Annotated in this window: 16 protein-coding genes; 8 read left to right on the forward strand and 8 right to left on the reverse strand. The window is 49.3% G+C overall.

All coding sequences use genetic code 11. The features are described 5' to 3' along the window. Positions 1-700 precede the first annotated feature (700 nt). The 6 genes from QUA47_RS18240 to QUA47_RS18265 all read left to right on the forward strand — a co-directional run bounded on the left by QUA47_RS18240 (position 701) and on the right by QUA47_RS18265 (position 7,967). The gene (locus tag QUA47_RS18240; protein WP_333431750.1) at positions 701-2,272 is read left to right on the forward strand and encodes a protein kinase domain-containing protein; all 1,572 of its coding nucleotides are present in this window, start codon (positions 701-703) and stop codon (positions 2,270-2,272) included. Between the two features lie 519 nt (positions 2,273-2,791). Continuing rightward, entirely contained in the window at positions 2,792-3,124 is a 333-nt protein-coding gene (locus QUA47_RS18245) for a DUF6825 family protein (protein ID WP_333215412.1), read from the forward strand. A 111-nt stretch (positions 3,125-3,235) separates the two neighbouring features. After that, complete coding sequence (locus tag QUA47_RS18250; protein WP_333431751.1) at positions 3,236-5,002, forward strand: AarF/ABC1/UbiB kinase family protein; 1,767 nt, start codon at positions 3,236-3,238, stop codon at positions 5,000-5,002. 417 nt (positions 5,003-5,419) lie between these two features. Next, on the forward strand, positions 5,420-6,151 hold the full coding sequence (locus QUA47_RS18255; RefSeq protein WP_333085120.1) for a PP2C family serine/threonine-protein phosphatase: 732 nt from the start codon (positions 5,420-5,422) through the stop codon (positions 6,149-6,151). An 83-nt stretch (positions 6,152-6,234) separates the two neighbouring features. Continuing rightward, the gene (locus QUA47_RS18260) at positions 6,235-7,437 is read left to right on the forward strand and encodes an anhydro-N-acetylmuramic acid kinase (RefSeq protein ID WP_333431752.1); all 1,203 of its coding nucleotides are present in this window, start codon (positions 6,235-6,237) and stop codon (positions 7,435-7,437) included. 98 nt (positions 7,438-7,535) lie between these two features. Further along, the gene (locus QUA47_RS18265) at positions 7,536-7,967 is read left to right on the forward strand and encodes a hypothetical protein (RefSeq protein ID WP_199292612.1); all 432 of its coding nucleotides are present in this window, start codon (positions 7,536-7,538) and stop codon (positions 7,965-7,967) included. Positions 7,968-8,399: 432 nt separating this feature from the next. On the opposite strand, the gene QUA47_RS18270 is transcribed toward QUA47_RS18265, so the two are convergent. The 8 genes from QUA47_RS18270 to grpE all read right to left on the reverse strand — a co-directional run bounded on the left by QUA47_RS18270 (position 8,400) and on the right by grpE (position 17,189). After that, complete coding sequence (locus QUA47_RS18270; protein WP_006635253.1) at positions 8,400-8,597, reverse strand: NblA/ycf18 family protein; 198 nt, start codon at positions 8,595-8,597, stop codon at positions 8,400-8,402. Positions 8,598-9,081: 484 nt separating this feature from the next. Then, positions 9,082-9,810, reverse strand: a complete 729-nt coding sequence (locus tag QUA47_RS18275) for a biopolymer transporter ExbD (protein ID WP_333431753.1) — start codon at positions 9,808-9,810, stop codon at positions 9,082-9,084. Between the two features lie 15 nt (positions 9,811-9,825). Next, positions 9,826-10,611 carry a MotA/TolQ/ExbB proton channel family protein gene (locus QUA47_RS18280; protein WP_333431754.1) on the reverse strand — a complete coding sequence of 262 codons (786 nt, stop codon included), beginning with the start codon at positions 10,609-10,611 and terminating at the stop codon, positions 9,826-9,828. Between the two features lie 244 nt (positions 10,612-10,855). Beyond that, positions 10,856-12,106, reverse strand: coding sequence for a ribosome small subunit-dependent GTPase A (gene rsgA / locus QUA47_RS18285; RefSeq protein ID WP_333431755.1), 1,251 nt, complete (start codon positions 12,104-12,106; stop codon positions 10,856-10,858). Continuing rightward, positions 12,103-12,393 carry a sulfurtransferase TusA family protein gene (locus QUA47_RS18290; protein WP_190660391.1) on the reverse strand — a complete coding sequence of 97 codons (291 nt, stop codon included), beginning with the start codon at positions 12,391-12,393 and terminating at the stop codon, positions 12,103-12,105. Before QUA47_RS18290 ends, rsgA begins: the two co-directional genes overlap by 4 nt. Before the next feature lie 291 nt (positions 12,394-12,684). Continuing rightward, positions 12,685-13,815, reverse strand: a complete 1,131-nt coding sequence (gene dnaJ / locus QUA47_RS18295) for a molecular chaperone DnaJ (protein WP_006635247.1) — start codon at positions 13,813-13,815, stop codon at positions 12,685-12,687. A 132-nt stretch (positions 13,816-13,947) separates the two neighbouring features. Continuing rightward, positions 13,948-16,101 (reverse strand): molecular chaperone DnaK, encoded by a 2,154-nt coding sequence (gene dnaK, locus QUA47_RS18300; protein WP_333431756.1) that lies wholly within the window; start codon positions 16,099-16,101, stop codon positions 13,948-13,950. 293 nt (positions 16,102-16,394) lie between these two features. After that, positions 16,395-17,189 (reverse strand): nucleotide exchange factor GrpE, encoded by a 795-nt coding sequence (grpE, locus tag QUA47_RS18305; RefSeq protein WP_333215428.1) that lies wholly within the window; start codon positions 17,187-17,189, stop codon positions 16,395-16,397. A 913-nt stretch (positions 17,190-18,102) separates the two neighbouring features. Here grpE and QUA47_RS18310 point away from each other — a divergent pair. After that, the gene (locus tag QUA47_RS18310) at positions 18,103-18,330 is read left to right on the forward strand and encodes a hypothetical protein (protein WP_333431757.1); all 228 of its coding nucleotides are present in this window, start codon (positions 18,103-18,105) and stop codon (positions 18,328-18,330) included. Between the two features lie 150 nt (positions 18,331-18,480). Continuing rightward, positions 18,481-20,487: a GspE/PulE family protein gene (locus QUA47_RS18315; protein ID WP_333431758.1), complete on the forward strand. Its 2,007-nt coding sequence runs from the start codon at positions 18,481-18,483 to the stop codon at positions 20,485-20,487. Positions 20,488-20,556: the final 69 nt, after the last annotated feature.

Consider the following 20,556-nt stretch of genomic DNA (forward strand, 5'->3'; position numbering starts at 1 on the left):
TAATTCTGCACAATTTACAGCAGTTTGCGATGCTATGAGGTACATTAGCAGCAATGAGTGAACCAATGTCTTAAATGGTTCGGATTCATCAAATTAAGGGCAACTGCTACGATCCGGTCAATCATCTCTGGGGTCTGGGGAGAAAACATTCGCAAAAAAGATTTACAGCACTTTCCGATGTTATGAGGTTCAATTAAGTGAAAAGCACCTGATAGTTGACGGGGTTGTCACCCCGTCAATATTTAAAGTATGTGATGAGTCAATGTAACGACAAGCGGATAGCATTAATTGGGGATGGCGCTAAATATCATTCTTCTTTTCTAGGTTAAAGACTTTTTGTCATGGGTGAATAATGATGCAAGATGAATCAGATTGGAAAATCACTTGTTTGAGATTCGCACTCCTACGCTCCGACTCAGCATTCAATTGAAGATATTTGGTTACAAGCTAAACAATTGATTAGGGAGTGCTATCATCTGTATCAGACATTTGCTCTCGTCAAATATATATTTAAGTTAGTTACCCATTATCAGATATTTTATTTCGTCAAGCTTCATAGTTATGGTAAATTATCACAAATCATATAGGATTGCTATAGCAGAGCTAAAGCTCAAACTAGGGCGCCGATCGAACCTCACCCCTAACTCTGCGAAATAACCCAAAGGCGGTAGCATAGTTTGGGAAACGGCATCAACTGAAGATGAACTTAGCGCCAGCAACAGTCCTGCAACAGGGCAAATACAAAATTAACGCGACTTTAGGGATAGGAGGGTTCGGCATCACTTACCGAGCTATCCACACCCATTTAAACCAAACCGTCGTACTCAAAACCCTCAACGAAAGTCTGCGCCAACACCCAGAATCTGCCCAATTTCAACAGCAGTTTATTGCCGAAGCCCAACGGCGATCGCGGTGTCAGCATTTCAACATAGTCAGGGTAATCGACTTTTTTGAAGAAGCCGGACAGTCTTTTATTGCAATGGACTACATTCCGGGCCAAACTCTCGCCCAAATAGTCGAAACCGATCAGCCGCTGTCAGAAGCCCAGGCCCTTCACTATATTCGGCAAATAGCCTCAGCCGTAAGTACAGTGCACCACAGCGGATTGCTGCACGGAAATATCAATCCAGAAAATATTATCCGGCGAGCCGATTCTCACGTAGTAATGTTAATAGATTTCGGAATTGCCCGCGGCTTTACCGCCGGCACCAAACAAACCCACACTAACTTGCTCTCCCCCGGGTACGCGCCGCTCGAACAATACCTCTATGACGGTAAATGTACACCGGCCACTGACATCTACGCGATCGCAGCCACCCTCTACTACTTACTCTCCGGCGTGGCGCCCGTAGCAGCACCCCTGCGCGATCGCATTCCCTTGACTGAGTTACGGCAATTTCAGCCCAACCTCAGCCCAAGAATCGAGCGAGCCATCCTTCAGGGACTCGAAATCGACCCCCACAACCGCCCTCAGACAGTGGAAAATTGGCTCACCATGCTGCAAGAAACAGAGCGAGTATCAGTAAAAAGAAAAGGCAAGCAAAGTCTAAGATTGCCCGCACCTCCCCCGCCGCAGTTGACTTTTCTGGCGTTTCTCGTAACGGCTGCAATTGCAGGCTGGATGGGTTTTGACCTAGCATGGCACTACAACAGCACCAGTCTCAGCAATCGTCCCAAAATTGAATCCTTCCCATCTCTGGAAGATTTGCTCAAATCCCGCGATTTGTCAGGGCCGATGTTCGGGCAGCCGTCTGTCGAAAGCAGCCCTCTCTACCCGATCGAACTCAACAAGCTCCCCAAACCCTCCTTAGACAGCACCAACATTCCCGAACAGATCGACGATCCCTCAGAAACGAGCGCACAACCTTCTGAGTTTCCAAGCCAGGAAACTCCCGCCCCAGAACCCGAACCGGAACCTGACCCATCGCCGACGCCCGAACCCGCAGAGGAGCCTTCTGAGTCCCCCATTCCAGAGCCTCAAACCGAAATCGAGCCTGAGCCCCAACCAGAAGCCGCACCAGTACCAGAAGTTGCGCCCCTGCCTGCAGAACCGCCCGCCGCGCCCGCCCCGCCTGCCCCTGAGAGTGCTAGCGCTGAAACCTTGCCGCCGTCGGAATCCGCGCCGCCAGTAATAGCCTCGCCCATCGAGCGATCGCCTGAGCCTGCGATACCGAGCGGCAGTGGCAACAATTCAGATAGTTCGATCGCACCTGATTCACCACCCCCTGTGGGAGAGCCCACGATACCTTTTCCCGAACCTGCGACAAATTAGTAGGGTTTTTGTTGGTTCAAAGTGCGGACAAATACTTGGTTTTATGAGTCAGCAAATATCCGCTCAGTAGTTGAGAGAATAAGGCCCTACCTAGCCAACGACTATATTCCAAAAACTTTGGTCGAATCTGAAAATCCCAACAGTCGCCGTCTGAGTTTATCGAATATTTCCTATTTCCTCTGCAATCAAAATGCCCGCACAAAAATGCAGGACTGTTTTCTATTTTGATTTAAATTATGTTAGAATATGTGCGCGGCGCTGAGGTGGTGTGATGTCGCGTATTAATACTGCCAAGCTGCAAACATTTTGGTACAAAGCAACCCCAACCTCGAATTTGAGCCAGTGTAAGCGAGGCTTTTGTGCTAAGCCGTGGCGCCTTAGACTGTTCTAACTCTCAACAATCCCATCCCCGACAAAGGGGTGGCAGAGTCAATTCCCCCAAACTTCCTTCCTTTGGGAGCAAGCATCATCGGGGACAAGCAAGTTATAATTTGTTGCGGAAGCGCACAGAGATTTTTTATGAGTAAACCCCCAGTTCATGCTTTTTTTGTAGGCAGAGCACTTGCCGAAGCACTGTACGAGCAATTAGAAAGCGCAGCAACCAACGCTTTCTCTGAACTCGGCAAATTTGACGCAGAACAAAGAGAACGCTTGCGACAGTTCACAGATCGAGTTGTGGAACGGGCAAATAGAGCTTCGGATGAGGCGATGCAGAACAGAACTGGCACGGCAAGCACCACCACCATTCAAGACATCCATCCTGCTGATTTGCAAGCGACTATTGACGAGCTGCGCGCCGAAGTGGCTCTGGTGCGATCGGAATTGCAGCGCTACCGCAGCAGTTTGCCCTAGCTCTCGATTCGACCACAACTATTATTTACTACGTGAGCGCATTGCTTTGCGCTCCTGCGCTCCTAGTTCCAATCAAAGCAACAACATAAAATAAGCAATTTGGGAACCCAAGTGTCTGCTCTCCTTGATGACTCTGTTAATCGCCAGCGCTCCCCCAAGCACACTGGCGAAGCCGATGAGCCAAAAACTGCTAGTAAATCCTACAAAAGTAAAGCTTATCGCTGGAACCGCGAAAAATATTCCCGGAAGCGGCGCTTCTTCGACATTTGGGCCTTTGTCTTGCTCTGGCTGGCTTCCCTCTGGCTCGACAGCAAAAATTGGAGCTACTTGGGAGGCGTGACTGAAGAAAAGAAAGTTGCCAGACGCCGCTTTCAAGCTATCTGGGTTCGAGAAACACTCTTGGATTTGGGGCCAACTTTCATTAAAGTTGGGCAGTTATTTTCCACCCGCGCCGACTTGTTCCCAGCAGAGTTTGTGGAGGAACTTTCTAAGCTGCAAGATAAAGTCCCTGCTTTCAGCTACGAGCAGTTAGAGGTAATTGTTAAGCAAGATTTGGGCAAGACAGTTCAAGAACTCTACCGCAGCTTTGACCCAGTACCCCTGGCTGCTGCAAGTCTGGGTCAGGTACACAAAGCTCAACTGCATTCGGGCCCGGAAGTGGTGGTCAAGGTACAGCGACCGGGACTGCGGAAGCTGTTCGAGATCGATTTGCAAATTCTTAAGGGAATTGCCCGGTACTTTCAAAACCATCCTAAGTGGGGCCGCGGCCGAGATTGGATGGGGATTTATGAGGAATGCTGTCGCATTCTGTGGCTGGAAATTGACTATCTCCATGAAGGCCGCAATGCTGATACTTTTCGCCGCAATTTTAGCAACTGTGACTGGGTGCGGGTGCCGAGGGTTTATTGGCGGTACGCCGCTCCGCGAGTGCTGACTTTGGAATACCTGCCCGGCATTAAAATCAGCCACTACGAAGCTTTGGAAGCGGCCGGGATCGATCGTAAATTAATCGCTCAGTTGGGGGCAAAAGCTTATTTGCGCCAGTTGCTCAACGACGGCTTTTTCCACGCTGACCCACACCCCGGCAACATCGCTGTTAGTGCGGACGGTTGTCTGATTTTCTACGATTTTGGCATGATGGGGCAAATCCAGTCGAACGTCCGCGAAGGACTGATGGAGACGCTCTACGGCATTGCTTCCAAGGATGGACAGCGGATTATGGATTCTCTGATCAATTTGGGAGCTTTGGTGCCTACAGGTGATATGAGTCCGGTGCGCCGCAGCATCCAGTATATGCTAGACAATTTCATGGACAAGCCTTTTGAAAATCAGTCTGTGAGCGCGATTACCGACGACCTTTACGATATTGCCTACAACCAACCTTTTCGCTTCCCAGCTACTTTTACTTTTGTAATGCGAGCTTTTTCCACAATCGAAGGGGTGGGCCGAGGTTTAGATCCCGAGTTCAACTTTATGGAGGTGGCACAACCTTTTGCCATGCAGCTTATGACTAATGGAAATGGCCATGATACAAGTAGCAGCATTTTTAACGAAATCGGCCGTCAGGCGGCTCAGGTGAGTTCGAGTGCTTTGGGTTTGCCCCGCCGGATTGAGGAGACTATTGATAAACTCGAACAGGGAGATTTGCGGATTCGCGTCCGTTCTGCAGAAACAGAGCGCTTGCTTCGCCGCATGAGCAGCGCTCAAATGGGCACGAATTATGCTTTGCTGATGAGTGCTTTTACTTTGTCGGCGACAATTTTGTTTGTCAGCAATCAAGTCTGGCCGGCTGTCGCTGTTGCCGTGCTGGCGGCGGGTGCAGGGTTTGCTATGCTGCGTTTGTTCAAGCGGATCGATCGTTTAGACAGGATGTCATAATTGTGCAATTTGAGATGGGAAATTTCAGGTTTGAGATTTCTCGCCAGCAAGAATTTGACATCGAATGTTAAGTTTTTGCTGGCTGACCACAGATTGCTGAAATTTACAATATTTACGCGCTGTGAGGCTAAAAACCCAGTTGCTACCTAGATTTTTCGCCAGCAAAACCTCGGATTTTGGGTAGAAATCCAGTCTTGTTTTGCAGGTGCTGCTGAATTTACTGGATTTAGCAAAATTTTAAGATGGGATTACCATCATACGATCTACAATATGAGGTCAAGGAAGTGCAATTTTTCCAAAACTCGCGCTCGTGGGGTGCAGAAATTTCAACTGCCGTTCGGGATTTAAGTTTTGGAAGAAAACATCTCACCCAATTAAATCAAGCTTTCAAGTTCGATGAGTCCAATCACCCAATCTATGAAACGCTCTTTCGCAGGTAAGACAGACACAGGGCTAGTTCGTTCCGTAAATCAGGATTCGTACTACATAGACTCTGACGGGCGATTTTTCATAGTGGCCGATGGAATGGGAGGACACGCCGGAGGTCAAGAAGCCAGCCGGATTGCGACTCAGGCGATTCAATCTTATTTGCTCGAACATTGGGAAGGGCCTGAGGATTCTCCGCTGTTGTTGGAAAAGGCTTTTTTAATTGCCAATCAAGCTATTTTGACGGATCAGCTCGACCACCCCGAGCGTGCTGATATGGGAACTACGGCTGTGGTTCTAATGTTTAGGGATGAGGGCCGACCCTGGTGCGCTAATATCGGGGACTCTCGGTTGTACCGACTGCACGGCTCTCGCTTGGAACAGATTACTGAAGACCAGACTTGGGTGGCTCAGGCTGTCAAAAGAAAGGCTCTAACTCCCGACCAGGCTCGCACTCATCCTTGGCGTCACGTTTTGTCCCAGTGTTTGGGCCGCGATGATTTGCGGGAGATAGATATTTTGCCGGTGGACGTGCAGCCTGGGGATCGCTTGCTGCTCTGCAGCGATGGCTTGACTGAAGAACTTTCCGATCCTTTGATAGCTTCGCCTCTGAAGTCGATTCGCGCCTGCGAGGGCGCTGCAAATGCTTTAATTCAAGCAGCTAAGGAGAAAGGTGGACGCGATAATATTACTGTGGTGATCGTGACGATCGACCTCAAATAATATTCGATCGCCCGATCGCACCCGACTATCTAAAATCGAAAAATTGAACAATCTAAAATCTAAAATCTAAAATCTAAAATTGAATGACCCGCGTTATCGGTTTGATCAGCGGCACGTCGGTGGATGGCATTGATGCTGCTTTGGTGGATGTGGTCGGTTCCCACACAGACTTGAAAGTGCAATTGGTGGCAGGCAAGACTTTCCCTTATCCTGCTAATTTGCGATCGCAAATTCTCTCAGTTTGCAGTGGCTCAGCTTTGTCAATGGCTGAACTAGCCCAATTAGATGATGCCATCGCTCAAGAATTTGCCACGGCGGCATTGACAATTCAAGCAGAATATGATATAGCCGAATTAATCGGCTCTCACGGTCAAACCGTCTACCACCGACCTGCTGGGAAAGCCCAGAAAGACAGCGCCGGTCCGTTAATGGGCTACAGCTTGCAACTTGGGCGGGGCGCGCTAATTGCGGAATTGACGGGAATTACTACTGTGAGTAACTTTCGATCGGCAGACATTGCTGCAGGGGGTCAAGGAGCACCCTTAGTGTCCATAGTTGATGCCTGCCTGCTGGCGGAACCCAACATCAGCCTCTGCATCCAAAATCTGGGGGGAATTGGCAATGTTACCTATCTTCCGGCAAGAGGAAAAGGGGAAAACAATGACGAGTCTGAGATTTTCAGTCTTGGGGAGGGCATATCGGGCTGGGATACAGGCCCGGCGAATTCCCTGTTAGATTTGGCAGTACAGCACTTCTCAGGGGGCACTAAGACGATCGACGAAGGTGGAGCTTGGGCGGCATCGGGAACTCCCTGTCAAGCTTTAGTCGAGGATTGGCTCGCATCAGAGTTCTTCCGCCAAGCACCGCCGAAATCAACGGGGCGAGAGCTATTTGGTGTAGACTATTTTGACAGGTGTTTGGTCGAGGCCCAAGGTTACAACCTCAGTCCTGCTGACGTGCTGGCTACTCTGACAGAACTGACTGTTGCCTCGATCGTTCACAGTTACCAAACTTTTTTACCGGCTATGCCCGATCGAGTTTTACTATGCGGGGGCGGCAGCCACAATCTCTACTTAAAACGCCGATTGCAATCTCAATTGCATCCAGTGCAAGTGTTGACTACTTCTGAGGCAGGCTTGAATGTAGATTTTAAAGAGGCGATAGCTTTCGCGGTTTTAGCCGCATGGCGGGTTCGGGGCATTCCCGGCAATCTGCCTCAAGTTACTGGTGCCCGGACACCGGTACTTTTAGGAGAAATTAACTCTTGTTGGCACAGTTGGGCGTGATAGCATAGAGTCTGAGGGACAACGGCTGTGCGTTGTTGCACCAGCATTGTAGCCAGCAGGAAAAGCATAGGAACAGCACTGTGGCTCACACGTTTTTAATGGAATCTGGCCAATGGACGCTCGAAGGAAGCTGGATTGAGCGCAATGGCGTGCCAATTACGGTTAAAGGCAAAACTTTAGTGAGCTGGAACCGAACAGATTGGTTCAGTATGGTGACAAAGCTCGTATTTCCTGGAGGCGATCGCGAAGAGATTATTTTGCAGTACCGAGGACACCTCAACAGCGATGAACGGCAGTATACGTTTGTACTCCAACACAGCGAACTCGGCCGCGTCGAGGGCGAAGGTTGGATTGCTCCCCAGTCGATCGTCCAGCGTTATTGGGTATTGGGAGACGAACGCCAGCGGCGGACGGGTTTTGACACCCTTCACCGGGTTGATGACAACCGCTACTACCAATCTAGCGGCATCATGTCTGGTCATTACTTGACGAATACAATCGAGGCGACTCTGGAACGTCAGGGGGAATAACTCTTTCTAGAGTCAACATTTGCGAGTTCTAGGGTTTGATGTGAAAATTGAAGGTTTGGCTAGTCGGAGGTCGCGCTCAGATGTCCGACTAGCACCATTGTTGTCAAACCTCATCCGCTGCCACTAAAGACAAATATATTGAATTTGTTAAAAATTTTAATTGGTTAAAAAATTAACACTTATTATTAATAGTTATTCACTTTTCGAGTCGAGGCGCCATAAATTATTTTTGCGCTCTCCTGTGGTCGATCGACAAAATGCTTAGTTTTACTCGACAATTCGAGTGAAATCCACAAAGAAACTGTCTAATTTTCCTCAAGTCTCTATACAGGTCTTCTACCTTCTGCCTTCGAGTGACGCCCCATCACCCCCAACTCCTTTCCGCCTGAGGGAAGAGAGTAAGAGACGGAGGTCGCCGACTGCGACTCTTTGTTACTCAACGCCTGGGTTAGGTTCTAAACCCCAGTGGTGTTTCAAAAAATGGCGGTACATGGTTTCCCGAAGCATCATTTGCTCGTAAAGCTTGACCAAAAACTCTTGAGCTTGTTCGCGGCTCATGTCACTTACCTGTGTTTTGAAGGAACACAGGCTAAATTGCTGTTCCAAAGACAATTCTGCTGGTTGGCTCATGACTTTGACTCCTCTGTAAGTAAAGGTGACTTAAAAGTGAACACCTGGATTAACCAGATTTGTAAGCTGTTTCAGCGATCGACCGTTGGTTTCGGGATGCCCGATTGCCCATCTGGCTTTCGTCTATATTACAAAAGGTAACAATCATTTGACAAAATTACCCTCTGTCCTAAGAAATACCTTACTTAGGGATAGAGATGGCGAGATCTCTGCAAAAGTTCCTTCCGCAGGCATATACAAGTGTATCTACTTGTCAAGAGAAAAAAGGCTCAGTACGAACCAAAAGAATTGAAGCCGTTTATACCAAATCCGGCGGAGATTCTCTCCGCGATGAGGAGACGGGGAGAGGCGGAGATTGGAAGATGAGGAGATGAGGAGAGTGGAAGATGAGGAGATTGGAAGATGAGGAGAGCGGGAGATGGGGAGAGTCGGAGAATTTCTATTTCTCTGTTCTCCCTTCTTCCTTCTTCCTTCTTCCTTCTAACTAATTCGAGGGCCCGCCATCCTGCGGTGGAGTGCCGATTCCGGGTCTGAAATTGGGAGCAGCCGGTGCCGGCGAAACAGGAGGAATGCCCTGATTTGCCCCAAAGTTACTAGGCTGCTGTGGAGCCGGGAGAGGAGATTGAAACTGATTGGGATTGAACTGCTGCTGCCCCGGAGCGGGGAGAGGAGATTGAAACTGATTGGGATTGAACTGTTGCTGCCCAGGAGGCACAGGAGACGGCAGGGGTTGACCGGAATTGCCGATCGCAGGTGCCGCAGGAATGCCAGAATTGGGAAGCGAGGAATTCGGCAGCGGCGAGGGAGCTGAACTAGGAAGAGTTGCTAGAGCCACTCGATCGCCCCCTACCTCTCTCAATTTGTCTAAAACCTCCACAACTTTGGCATATCTCGCATTCTGAGGAGCGTACAGCACCATCAAACCCGTAGGGTTTTTACTTTGGAAACTCTTTAAAACTCGATCGAGTTGTTGGTAATTAACAGGCAATTGGTCGATATAAGTTTGACCGAAATCATCAATGCTGACAATCAGCATCTCTCGCATCTGTACTTGTCCTGTCTTCGCTTTAGGCAAATCCACATTAATGGCTTGCTGCCGAGTCAGTTGCAAAGCCGCCAGGAGAAAAAACGTCAGAATGCAAAAGATCACGTCAATTAAAGGCACCAGTTCAATCCGAGCCTCTTCAGCAGGAGTATCTAGATTAATCTTCATCAGTTCTCCTTGGTTCTAATTATTAGAAGGTGAATCTTCAGCCGGATCGGAACCTTTCAATTTCGGCTCCCGATTCCGTTCTCCCGATTCTTGAGAATTGAGAGAACGCCTGTTCAAACCATCTGCACCAAAAGAAGAATTGCTGTATTCTGCACCGGGTGCTCGACCCTTAGCATTAGCGGCAGGCCAGTATTGCCTGTAAAGCAATTCCAATTCATTTCCAGCTTTGCGAAATATTTTTGCCTGGTTGAACAAAAAAGCTTGAAATATCCGATAAAACGCCAAGGTAAAAATTGCTACTATCATTCCAGTAGCAGTCGTGATCAGCGCCTCGCTAATCCCCAAAGTTACGCCAGTTGTTGCCGCCGTGCCGATGTCGCCCAGACGGATAGAACTGAGCGAGTTAATCAAGCCCAGAACTGTTCCCAGCAAGCCCAGCAAAGGGGCTAGAGCGATCGTAGCTTCTAAGATTTTGTCACCGCGACGCATCGAAGCCAACTCTTCATCGGCTGCCGCTTCGAGTGCGAGTCGAAATAAATCTGGTTCGGGATTGTAGAGCCGCAGGGGTGCAGAAAGAAATCGCCCGATCGGCTGTCGGTTAGCTTGTCTGGCAATCTCGTTAGCCGCCCCCCAATCGCTGCGAGCCGCTTCCAGAATACGGTTAACTATCTGCTTTTCTTTGCTCAGGAGGCTCGCCCAAAACCACAAGCGCTCGATAATTGTACTCAAAGATAGAATCGATAACAGCAACAGGGGCCACATGGCGGGGCCGCCTTTTTGAAACAGTTCTTGAATATTCACAATATTTTTGCTCCTGCAGTACCCGCTAACTTTTGCTTCTGTTCTACTTTTTTTAACAAATCTAAGGCCATTTAATTTTAGCTATTAATGTACTCAGGACTTACGCCCTCGCCACTAAAGACACCGGCTGCATGGGAACGGGGTCCGAGGACTGCAGCCTCTATATTTTCCTCGCTCAAACCCAGTTTCGGGGTAAGTCTGGGTACTGTTTTCTAGCGCCTGCAGGCCATGGGCGGCGACTTCCTCACAATTCCTCTAAGTCTTGACACATATCTTGGAGTGACTGGTGTTGAAGACGGCGGGAAGAGCGGCGATATTTTTTAGTTTGCAGCTTCGGTTCGTAATGCTGCGTACCATCCGACTTGGTTTGCTGCTTCAAACTCGATTCGGCGCTGCTGGAGTTTTGCAGAGCTTGTTGGCGGACGATCGCCTCTTCGAGAAACTGCAAGTAATACTCATAGCGCTCCCAAGCGCCCCGCACGACACAGTTAGGCTCGTCTCGGTGCGAACAGTCGCTAAACTGGCAGCTACCCAAAGCCAGCCTCTGGCGCGCTTCTGGGAAATATTCCGCTAATTCTGAGGGATCGCATTCGAGAGCCGGCTGATTAAAGCCCGGAGTATCAGCCAAAAGTCCGCCGCCGGGGAGTTCAAATAGTTCGACGTGGCGAGTCGTATGGCGCCCGCGACCGAGTTTGCCGGAAACAGCGCTCACTCGTAGGTTCAGGGCCGGGATCAGTTGGTTGATCAAGCTGGACTTGCCAACCCCAGAAGGGCCACAAATTACCGTTATTTTCCCTTGCAAGTGGTCTAGAAGCAAGTTCGGCAACGGGCTATGTACGGGCTTTAACGGAGGTAACGGCTTGAGCGAATTTGGATTTTGGGGGTTATCCTCAGAACTCAGCATAGATAGCTCTGTTTTCTCCACTAAGTCATGGAAAGGCAGTTCCGAGGCAGAAACTTCATTTTGATCGTTAACGGGGGCTTCCTGAACTCCTGCACCGCTGCGGACGCTAATAAACATGGGTTCGTAGCCCCAGCCTGAAAGCCGATCGCGCCACTGTTCCAACTCTTGGGGCGTGACCAAATCGCATTTGTTCAGGCACAAACTTACCTCTAAACCTGTAGATTCGGCCTTGACTAAAAACCGAGTTAATGACGCGGGATCTAAGTCTGGTTCAGCAAGGGCAAAAACAAGGAGAATGCGATCGGCATTAGCTACAGGCGGGCGGTTGAGTTCTGTTTGGCGCGGGAAGACTTCAGAAATTGCTCCCCGGCGGTCACTCCAGTCCGGTTCGTCTACCACCACGCGATCGCCCACCATCACCTGTTGACCAATTTTTTTGAGTCTAGTGCGACGAGTACACAGGAGAGTCGGAGAATCAGCGAGGGGAGCATTTTTCCCGTCAATCGAGACTTCGGGATCTAACCTCACTTGGTAGAAGTTAGCCTGAACAGCAATTACAGTACCGACGATCGAGGGCGAATTCAGGCTCATCCTGCTTCCTTGTCTTCTGGGCGCTGCACTTTCATTGAAAAAAAGCCCGACTCCGGCTCATCCGCGACAAATTGCGTTTCCAGAATCTGGTAGCCTTCCATTTTGAGACTATCGGGCACTTGTTCGATCGGCTCCCCAGCATCCAGCCACACTTCCAAAACAGCACCCGGTGCCATTTGCTCCAAGCGCAGTTTAGTGCGAACAAAATTCAGAGGACACGGGGTACCCCGCAGATCGATTTTGGCATCTGGGGATTTGGGAGTTTCAATTTTCGATGTTGAATTCATAATGCTTTTTGCAATCTCCAATCCTGAAAGCCTTAGTTTTTTAAATAAGTTGCATGGACACGGGAGAATCTAAAATTTTGTGTCCAATTGGACACAGACTATTATTCTTTCTGAAAAAAGTGAGCGCAAGGGCGCTCACTTTTTTGAGCGCTGCTGAAACCGAATGCCTAGGAAGCGTCCCACCTGAGATTTTTGTGAGCAATTGCACACAATTTTTTGACAGATACTAAAACAAATTGCCGGGGAATCCTCAAACAGGAAAATTTGACACCAAGTGGTGTCAAAAATTGCTTATTTCTGAAACAAATTACCCAGAAACCCTTCCAAGCCGCCTTTACCGGTACGATCGCCCTTCAGCTTAGCAAGCTGCATCAGCAATTCCCGTTCTTCAGCCGTCACCTTAGTCGGAATGTCAATAGACACCGTAATCAAATGATCGCCGCGACTGACTGGATTTCCCAACCGAGGCACCCCTTTTTTCTCCAAAGTCAGAACAGTATTCGCCTGAGTTCCGCTAGGAATCAACAATTCCGTCGGCCCGTCTACGGTTTCCACTTCCAACCGGCACCCTAAAATTGCTTGCAAATAACTAATCTTAACTTCCGAGCTAACGTTAGTACCCTCGCGCTTAAATAGCGGGTCTTCATTTACGGCCAAAAACACGTAAAGATCCCCGGGCGGCCCGCCCAGTTTGCCGGCATCCCCTTCATTGGAAACACGCAAGCGAGTACCGTTGTCAACTCCAGCCGGAATTGTGATTTTCAGCTTTTTCATCACTTCTTTCTGACCCCGGCCCCCGCAAGTTTCGCATTTATCCTCAATCACTTGCCCGGTGCCGTTGCAGGTGGGGCAAACTGAAACTTGAGTAAAGCTGCCGAAAGGAGTGCGGGTAGCACGTCGGACTTGACCACTGCCGGTACAAGTCGAGCAAGTTTGGGGTCGGGTTCCCGGTTTCGCACCAGTCCCGGTGCAAGTTTCGCAAGTTTCTAGATGCTTGATGCGGAGTTCTTTTTCCCCACCAAACACTGCTTCCCGAAAATCCAGCCGCAAATCGAGTCGCAAATCGTCTCCGCGCACCGGCCCGCTGCGCCTGCGACCTTGCTGTTGTTGGCCACCGACGCCTCCCTGAAAGCCCTGAAAGAAGCTTTCAAAAATATCGGCAAAGCTGTCACCAAAGTCTTGGAACCCCGGTGCACCTGCACCGCTGACGCCTGCTTCGCCGAAACGGTCGAAACGGGCGCGGGTTTCTGGTTCTGAGAGTACCTCGTAGGCGCGGTTAATTTCTTTAAACCGCTCCTCGGCACCGGGTTCTTTGTTGACATCTGGATGGTACTTGCGAGCTAGGCGGCGGTAAGCACGCTTAATTTCTTCTTTGTCTGCGCTGCGAGAAACGCCTAATATTTCATAGTAATCACCGGCCATAGAGCTGCTTGCCTGGAGGTAAATAACAAAAAGTGTACGAAAAATAAACGGGCGACCTTTCCTGAAATTACAGATTAAAAGTTAAAAATTCTCATTGTTAATTGTTAACTTTTAATTTTTAGCTTTTCAGTTTTAAAGGAAAGGATTCATATCATCAACTTCTGGTTCGGGAACCTTCTGTTTTTGTTTTGACTGTGGATTTGACTGTGGACTTGACTGTGGATTTGACTGTCGTTTTGACTGTCGTTCCGGCTTTGGTTCCGGCTTGGATTCCGCCTTTGATGCCGCCTTTGATTCCGGCTTTGGTTCCGGCTTTGGTTCCGGCTTTGGTTCCGGCGGAGCTTGGGGCGCCACCAGCAGCTCTTCTTCCAGCAAAATACTGTCGTCGTCCGCTTTAACCTCTTCTGGTTCTGATGATTCTACTTCTGACATCATCTCGCTTTCAACAACAGCTCCTGACGGTGCTACCCCGCTGCGGGCTTGGTCGTAGACTGCTGTCCCCAGCGAGTATAGCAGTTGCTTGAAAGATTCGATTGCGGGCGTGAGTTCCTCGACTGTGATGTCGGGGTTAGTCATCGTTGCTCGCAAGGCTGCTGCGGCTGTTTCCGCTTCTGCCTTGAGCTCGTCGCTCAGCAGTTGCGCGTTGGTTTTTAAAGTTACACCACAATTATAGACGAGGGAGTCAGCTTGATTTTTGAGTTCGACCAGTAGAGCGCGCTTGATGTCCTCGTCAGCGTAAAGTTCGGCTTCTTGTCGCATCCGCTCGACTTCGGTTTCGCTCAATCCCCCTGTATTGGAAATTTGGATGCTTTGTTCTTTTCCGGTTCCCTTGTCTTCAGCAGCCACTTTGAGAATCCCGTTGGCATCGATTTCAAAGGTAACTTCGATTTGAGGTACGCCGCGGGGAGCTGGGGGAATGCCTTTGAGCAGGAACTTGCCAAGACTTTTATTGTCTTTAACCAATGCCCGCTCGCCTTGGAGTACGTGAATTTCTACCGAGGTTTGCCCGTCTGCCGCCGTGCTGTACATTTGCGATCGGCTGGTGGGAATAGTTGTATTGCGCTCGATTACTTTGGTGAATACTCCGCCCAAGGTTTCGAGTCCCAGTGAGAGCGGCGTCACATCGAGCAGCAGCAAGTCTTTGACTTCACCACCCAACACCCCGGCTTGAATTGCCGCGCCTACCGCTACAGCTTCGTCGGGATTGACCGATTTATCGGGAGAAACGCCCCCAAAATACTTGCTAATTGCCTTTTGAACTGCCGGAATCCGGGTTGAGCCTCCCACTAAAATAATCCTGTCTATGTCTTTGGGGGTCAAACTTGCGTCTTTGAGGGCTTGAGTCACCGGATCGATCGTCGCTTGCACCAAATGAGCCACCAGTTTTTCAAACTGAGCTTTGGAGAGTTCCATTTCCAAATGCTTCGGCCCTTTCTCGTCAGAAGAGATGAAGGGCAGATTGATTGAGGTGGATTCTCGGTTGGAGAGTTCGATTTTCGCTTTTTCGGCAGCTTCTCGGAGGCGCTGCAAGGCCATTTTGTCTTGTGAGAGGTCAGTGCCTTCTTGAGTCCGGAAAGCTTCTACGAGCCACTGGACTATGCAGTCGTCAAAGTCATCTCCTCCGAGATGGTTGTTGCCGGAGGTGGCGTTGACTTCAAAAATTCCGTCTCCCAGTTGCAGGATCGAAACGTCAAAAGTACCGCCGCCCAGGTCAAAGACCAAGATTTTCTGTTCTATATTTTGCTTGTCCAGCCCGTAGGAAAGGGCTGCCGCCGTCGGTTCGTTGACGATCCGCAGGACTTCTAGGCCCGCGATCGTACCGGCGTCTTTGGTAGCTTGCCGCTGGGCGTCTGTGAAGTAGGCTGGCACTGTAATCACGGCTTGGGTAACAGTTTGTCCCAAATAAGCTTCAGCATCTTGCTTGAGCTTTTGGAGTACCATTGCCGAGATTTCTTGGGGAGTGTGAACCTTGTTCCGAATTTGGACGTTAACGGTATCGTCTTTGCCTTTTATGCAGGTATAGGGAGTTCGGGCTCGTTCTTCTTCCGTGTCGTCCCACCGCCGTCCGATAAATCGTTTGATACTGTAGACAGTATTTACAGCATTAGTTACAGCTTGTCGCTTGGCCAATTGACCTACTAAGCGATCGCCCGCCTTGCCAAATCCTACTATACTCGGAGTTGTGCGCCCGCCCTCGGAATTGGCGATCACGACGGGTTTACCGCCCTCTAACACAGCTACGCAACTGTTAGTCGTGCCTAAGTCAATTCCAATAATTTTTCCCATAGCGCCTCATAAAACTTTGTGGGATGTTTGGAAATCTCCAACTGCAGGTTGGGAGATGAAAAACGACTCAGCTTGTTTAAACAAGCATTCCCAGACTAGATTTGTAGGAAATAAACTTGATGTCCTAAAGCAATATCAAAGACTGGTAAAAACATTTTTCAGAATTTTTGGATCAAGCGCTGACCTGCTTTTAGTCATCTTTAATTAAGAAGCTGGTGAGTCTGCCACCTTGGAACCCCCGAATTCTATTCGGGGGTCAGTGACTTTGAGGAATGCAGTAGCTTGTATCCCGATTAACCTTCTGAACTATCGGGATTTTCATCTGAGGCTACCACAGATAGCCCAGCCGCTGCAACTTTCACTTTGGCGTGCCGCAAGACGCGATCGCCCAGAATGTAGCCGCGTTCTAGTTCTTGGATAATTGTTCCTTCCTCGTGTTCGTCAGTTGGCTCGCTCAGCAGAGCTTCGTGGAGGTTGGGGTCAAACTGTTCGCCTTCGGGGCGCATCGGAGAAACCCCGATTTGCTTGAGGCCGTCTACCATTTGCTTGTAAACGCTTTGGTAGCTTTTGTGAATGTTCATTTCGCCATCGGTTTGCGGCTTGATGTGCGATCGAGCGCGCTCGAAATTGTCAATTACCGGCAACAGGGGTTTGATCGTGAGACACCTTGCCTGTAAATCTAGCTCTTCTTTTTCCTTTTGGGTACGCCTGCGGAAGTTTTCAAAATCTGCTGCTAGGCGGAGATTTTGATTTTTCAGTTCTTCTAGTTGAGCGGATGCGGCTTGCAACTGAGTTTTTAAAGCCTCTTTTTCCTCGGTTACCTGCGCCAGTTCCTTCTTCCAAGGCTCCGCCGCGTCTGCAGTCGGACTGTTGGTTGAACTGCCTGTGACGGTAGGCCCCGATGCGTTTGCTGGGGTGCGATCGCCCTGAGCACTTTGATAAGCTCGAGCAAGTTCGAGCTCCCAATCCGCCGATTCGTTGGAGTTTCCTGATGCCGCCGGATTTTCGCTTCCCATTGGCGAACCCTCTGGGGTGGTTTCCCCAGTTGAGCTAGGATCTTGATCTTGCTGTTTTTCCTCGTCAATCATAAAAGCTGCGCGACAGAACCCTATCAATTCTAGCAGATACAGTTAACCCGGTAAATCTAGAGACTCGAATTGACTGTGTATGGCACAATGTGAAAAGAGGACAAATCGCCAGATCTGGAGACATTGCCCAAAGCTTTCCATAAAATATTCAAATGCCCGTTTAGATATTTACGTATAATATGGCAGCAATGCGGGCAACCCAACGTTTGTTGGTTCCTCATTTTTAATTAACGCGAGCGCATTTACAACAATTTTTATAAGTATATTTTTCTGTTAAATCTACTACAACATTTCCCACCTAGGAGGCTTGATGTTTCAAGGTTTACTGAAAACGATAGTGACTTAAAGTTATCATCTGTCAGGCTGTTTTAGTTGCAAGCTGAGGCAGGCATTTTTTACCATTTGCTGAGTTTCCCTAGTCGGGAGAAAAAGGAATTTGTATTGAGTGACTAAGTAGTTAGCTGTGTACTTGTGTAACTCAGATACTAGGTTGTTAATCTTGATGCGAATTGGGGCTGTGGTTTTTCGGATTCAATACCGCCGAAGTCGCTTGAAGTCTCGGATTTTTGCCAGCCAAATGAGAGAGATTAGTTGGTTTCGCTGAGGTGCTCATCTGTAAAGACGGTTGATATCTAATTTGCCTCTTCCCAAGATTTTTGAACCGTCAACCTTACGTCACAAAGGTTCGGACACCAGGGTAGAATTAAAGTAATATTTAGTGAGCGAAAACTAGAGTTGCTCAAAATTTGCCCTGGGGGCTCATGCAGCCGACGATCGGGCAGTGACCGATCGCAGATAATTAATCAAAATATGTTTCAAAAGGGCGGTCGAAGCTTTTGTAAAAGCTATCATCACAGAACATAGGTCATCTTTAATTTAGTACAGCTAACCGCGTCACCACGGGCGCTGTAATTTGAGCAAACAATTTGGGAAAATAGAATTAGCCTGGGAAGGGGACACACCCCGCCCCGCTTTTCTCTCCCGGTACGGGGAATCCCCAAGTGATGTGCCCGGACGCTATAACGAGAGTATCCCGCCAGTTAATCAGGTAAGTAAGCAACTTAGCACTCAACCAACAAGATTTGATGGCAAGCATCGGCAAACCCCTCCAACGTCTCGTCAATTTGTGGACGAAGCTTAGAGGTGACTGCGAGTTTACACTTGAGAGATAGGGATTGAGCAACAACATGATAGCTGATCCATAAGCAAAGAATACGGGGGTTAAAACCCCGCGTTGGTTTTCCTCTCAGCACTCTTTGTGACTGAGTTTCCCACCTATTGAGTGTTTTTTATGACTAGCACATCCGCGCCTCGATCCACATCGATAGTTGCTCTAAGCGCTTTTACTCCGGCTCTCACCAAGATGATTCAGTCGGGTTACGTCAACGGCGAGCAAGTGAAGCAAGCTCAAATTGAAAGCCAGAAGTCGGGCAAGCGTTTGACGGAGGTATTAGAAGCACTTACCGGGCAGCCGTTACCCCCAGAATTGCTGCGACTTTACAAGAAGCAGCAGATGTTTGAACGGAAGATAGTCTACGGGGTTGAAGCATTTGACCCGGAGATGAGCGAAATGTCTAACGAGCAACTCGGAGTTATGCTCGATGCGTTGAAGATTTCGATCGACATTTGTCACCAAGGTCGGTTTTTACCCGTAGCGAAGACTGAAACTGAGCCGGCGGCCGTTTTAGTAGCCATGGTAGATCCCGACAACCTCAACGCCATAGAAGATTTGCGGCGGATTTTACAGCCTCACGGCTTGGCTTTGCAGCGACGGGTGATTACGCCAGACGACTATCAGGACATAACTTCTGCCTATCAAGAGGATCAAGTTAAGGTAGCAGCCAAAATGGCAGCAGCCGAAAAGCAGAGAAAGATGGATTTAGGGGAGGGAGATTTTGGCGAACTCTCGCTAGAAGAGGAGAGTGCCGACCAAGAAGACCTAGCTAACACCTTGGACGATGCTGAGGCCGCTCCGGTAATTAAGGCGGTCAATATCATTTTGGCTAAAGCTCTGTCGGAAAAGGTGTCTGACATCCACGTAGAACCTCAAGAAGAGTTCATGCGGATTCGGATGCGGAAAGACGGGGTGCTGCAAGAGTATTTCCGGTTTCCCAAGCAGGTAGTCGCATCGATTACGGCTCGTTTCAAGATTATTGCGAACCTGGATATTGCCGAACGCCGACAAGCTCAAGACGGCCGTATCCGCCGGGTATTTGAGGGACGCACGGTGGATTTCCGGGTGAACAGCTTACCTTCGCGGTACGGCGAAAAAATCGTGCTGCGGATTTTGGACAGTTCCAGCACTCAGTTGGGCTTGGGTTTGTTAATCTCCGACCAGGAAACTCTGGCTTTAGTGCGAGAGAGTGCTAGCCGTCCGTTCGGACTGATTTTGGTGACGGGGCCGACGGGTTCGGGCAAGTCAACTACTCTCTACTCGATTCTGGCGGAACGGAACGATCCGGGGGTTAATATCAGTACGGCGGAAGACCCGATCGAATATGCTTTGCCAGGAATTACCCAATGTCAAGTAATTCGGGAAAAAGACTTGACTTTTTCCAACATTCTGCGGGCATTTTTGCGGCAAGACCCTGACGTGATGCTGGTGGGGGAAACGCGGGACAAGGAAACGGCAAAAACGGCTCTGGAAGCTGCTTTGACGGGACACTTGGTGCTGACGACGCTGCACACGAACGACGCGGCCGGGGCGGTCGCGCGTTTGGCCGAAATGGGCGTAGAACCGTTCATGGTTTCGGCCGCTCTGTTGGGCGTGTTGGCTCAGCGTCTGATGCGGCGCGTTTGCGACAAATGCTGCATTCCTTACCAGCCTACTGCAGCAGAACTGGGCAAGTACGGTCTGTCGGCTTCTCAAGAAATTGATCTAACTGTTTACAAAGCCAACACTGTACCGGTGGAGGAAAGGAAGGAACTCGCAGAACGCGAGCAACTTTGTACCAAGTGCGCCGGCCTAGGCTACAAAGGACGGGTAGGGGTTTATGAGTTCCTGAAAAATACTGAGCGGCTTCAAACTCTGATCACTCAAGGAGCTCCTACAGAACAAATTAAGGAAGCAGCAGTAGAAGAAGGGATGAAAACGTTGTTGGCTTACAGCTTGCAGTTAGTGCGGGAAGGCGCGACTACTTTTGAAGAAGTCGAGCGGGTGACGTTTACTGACTCGGGCCTGGAGGCTGAACTGAAAGCCAAACGCAAGCAGGGACTTACCTGCAAAAGTTGTCGGGCGGAATTGAAGCCGGAGATGCTGGATTGTCCGTACTGCTTGACGCCACGCTTTGTGGATTGATTCAGCAGTTAACTGTTGACTGTTAACTGAGCTAGATTGGTCAATAACTATCAATTTGATCGAGGAGAG

The organism is Microcoleus sp. MON2_D5 (assembly GCF_036701905.1).
In the GTDB taxonomy this organism is placed as follows: Bacteria; Cyanobacteriota; Cyanobacteriia; order Cyanobacteriales; family Microcoleaceae; genus Microcoleus.

Excerpts from the sequence above, each read along its gene's own strand:
- QUA47_RS18275 (WP_333431753.1), bottom strand. The coding sequence starts at position 9,810 with ATGAAGATTAATCTAGATACTCCTGCTGAAGAGGCTCGGATTGAACTG.
- QUA47_RS18315 (WP_333431758.1), top strand. The coding sequence starts at position 18,481 with ATGACTAGCACATCCGCGCCTCGATCCACATCGATAGTTGCTCTAAGC.
- QUA47_RS18290 (WP_190660391.1), bottom strand. The coding sequence starts at position 12,393 with ATGAATTCAACATCGAAAATTGAAACTCCCAAATCCCCAGATGCCAAA.
- QUA47_RS18265 (WP_199292612.1), top strand. The coding sequence starts at position 7,536 with ATGGAATCTGGCCAATGGACGCTCGAAGGAAGCTGGATTGAGCGCAAT.
- grpE (WP_333215428.1), bottom strand. The coding sequence starts at position 17,189 with ATGATTGACGAGGAAAAACAGCAAGATCAAGATCCTAGCTCAACTGGG.
- rsgA (WP_333431755.1), bottom strand. The coding sequence starts at position 12,106 with ATGAGCCTGAATTCGCCCTCGATCGTCGGTACTGTAATTGCTGTTCAG.
- dnaK (WP_333431756.1), bottom strand. The coding sequence starts at position 16,101 with ATGGGAAAAATTATTGGAATTGACTTAGGCACGACTAACAGTTGCGTA.
- QUA47_RS18255 (WP_333085120.1), top strand. The coding sequence starts at position 5,420 with ATGAAACGCTCTTTCGCAGGTAAGACAGACACAGGGCTAGTTCGTTCC.
- QUA47_RS18270 (WP_006635253.1), bottom strand. The coding sequence starts at position 8,597 with ATGAGCCAACCAGCAGAATTGTCTTTGGAACAGCAATTTAGCCTGTGT.
- QUA47_RS18260 (WP_333431752.1), top strand. The coding sequence starts at position 6,235 with ATGACCCGCGTTATCGGTTTGATCAGCGGCACGTCGGTGGATGGCATT.
- QUA47_RS18240 (WP_333431750.1), top strand. The coding sequence starts at position 701 with ATGAACTTAGCGCCAGCAACAGTCCTGCAACAGGGCAAATACAAAATT.
- dnaJ (WP_006635247.1), bottom strand. The coding sequence starts at position 13,815 with ATGGCCGGTGATTACTATGAAATATTAGGCGTTTCTCGCAGCGCAGAC.
- QUA47_RS18245 (WP_333215412.1), top strand. The coding sequence starts at position 2,792 with ATGAGTAAACCCCCAGTTCATGCTTTTTTTGTAGGCAGAGCACTTGCC.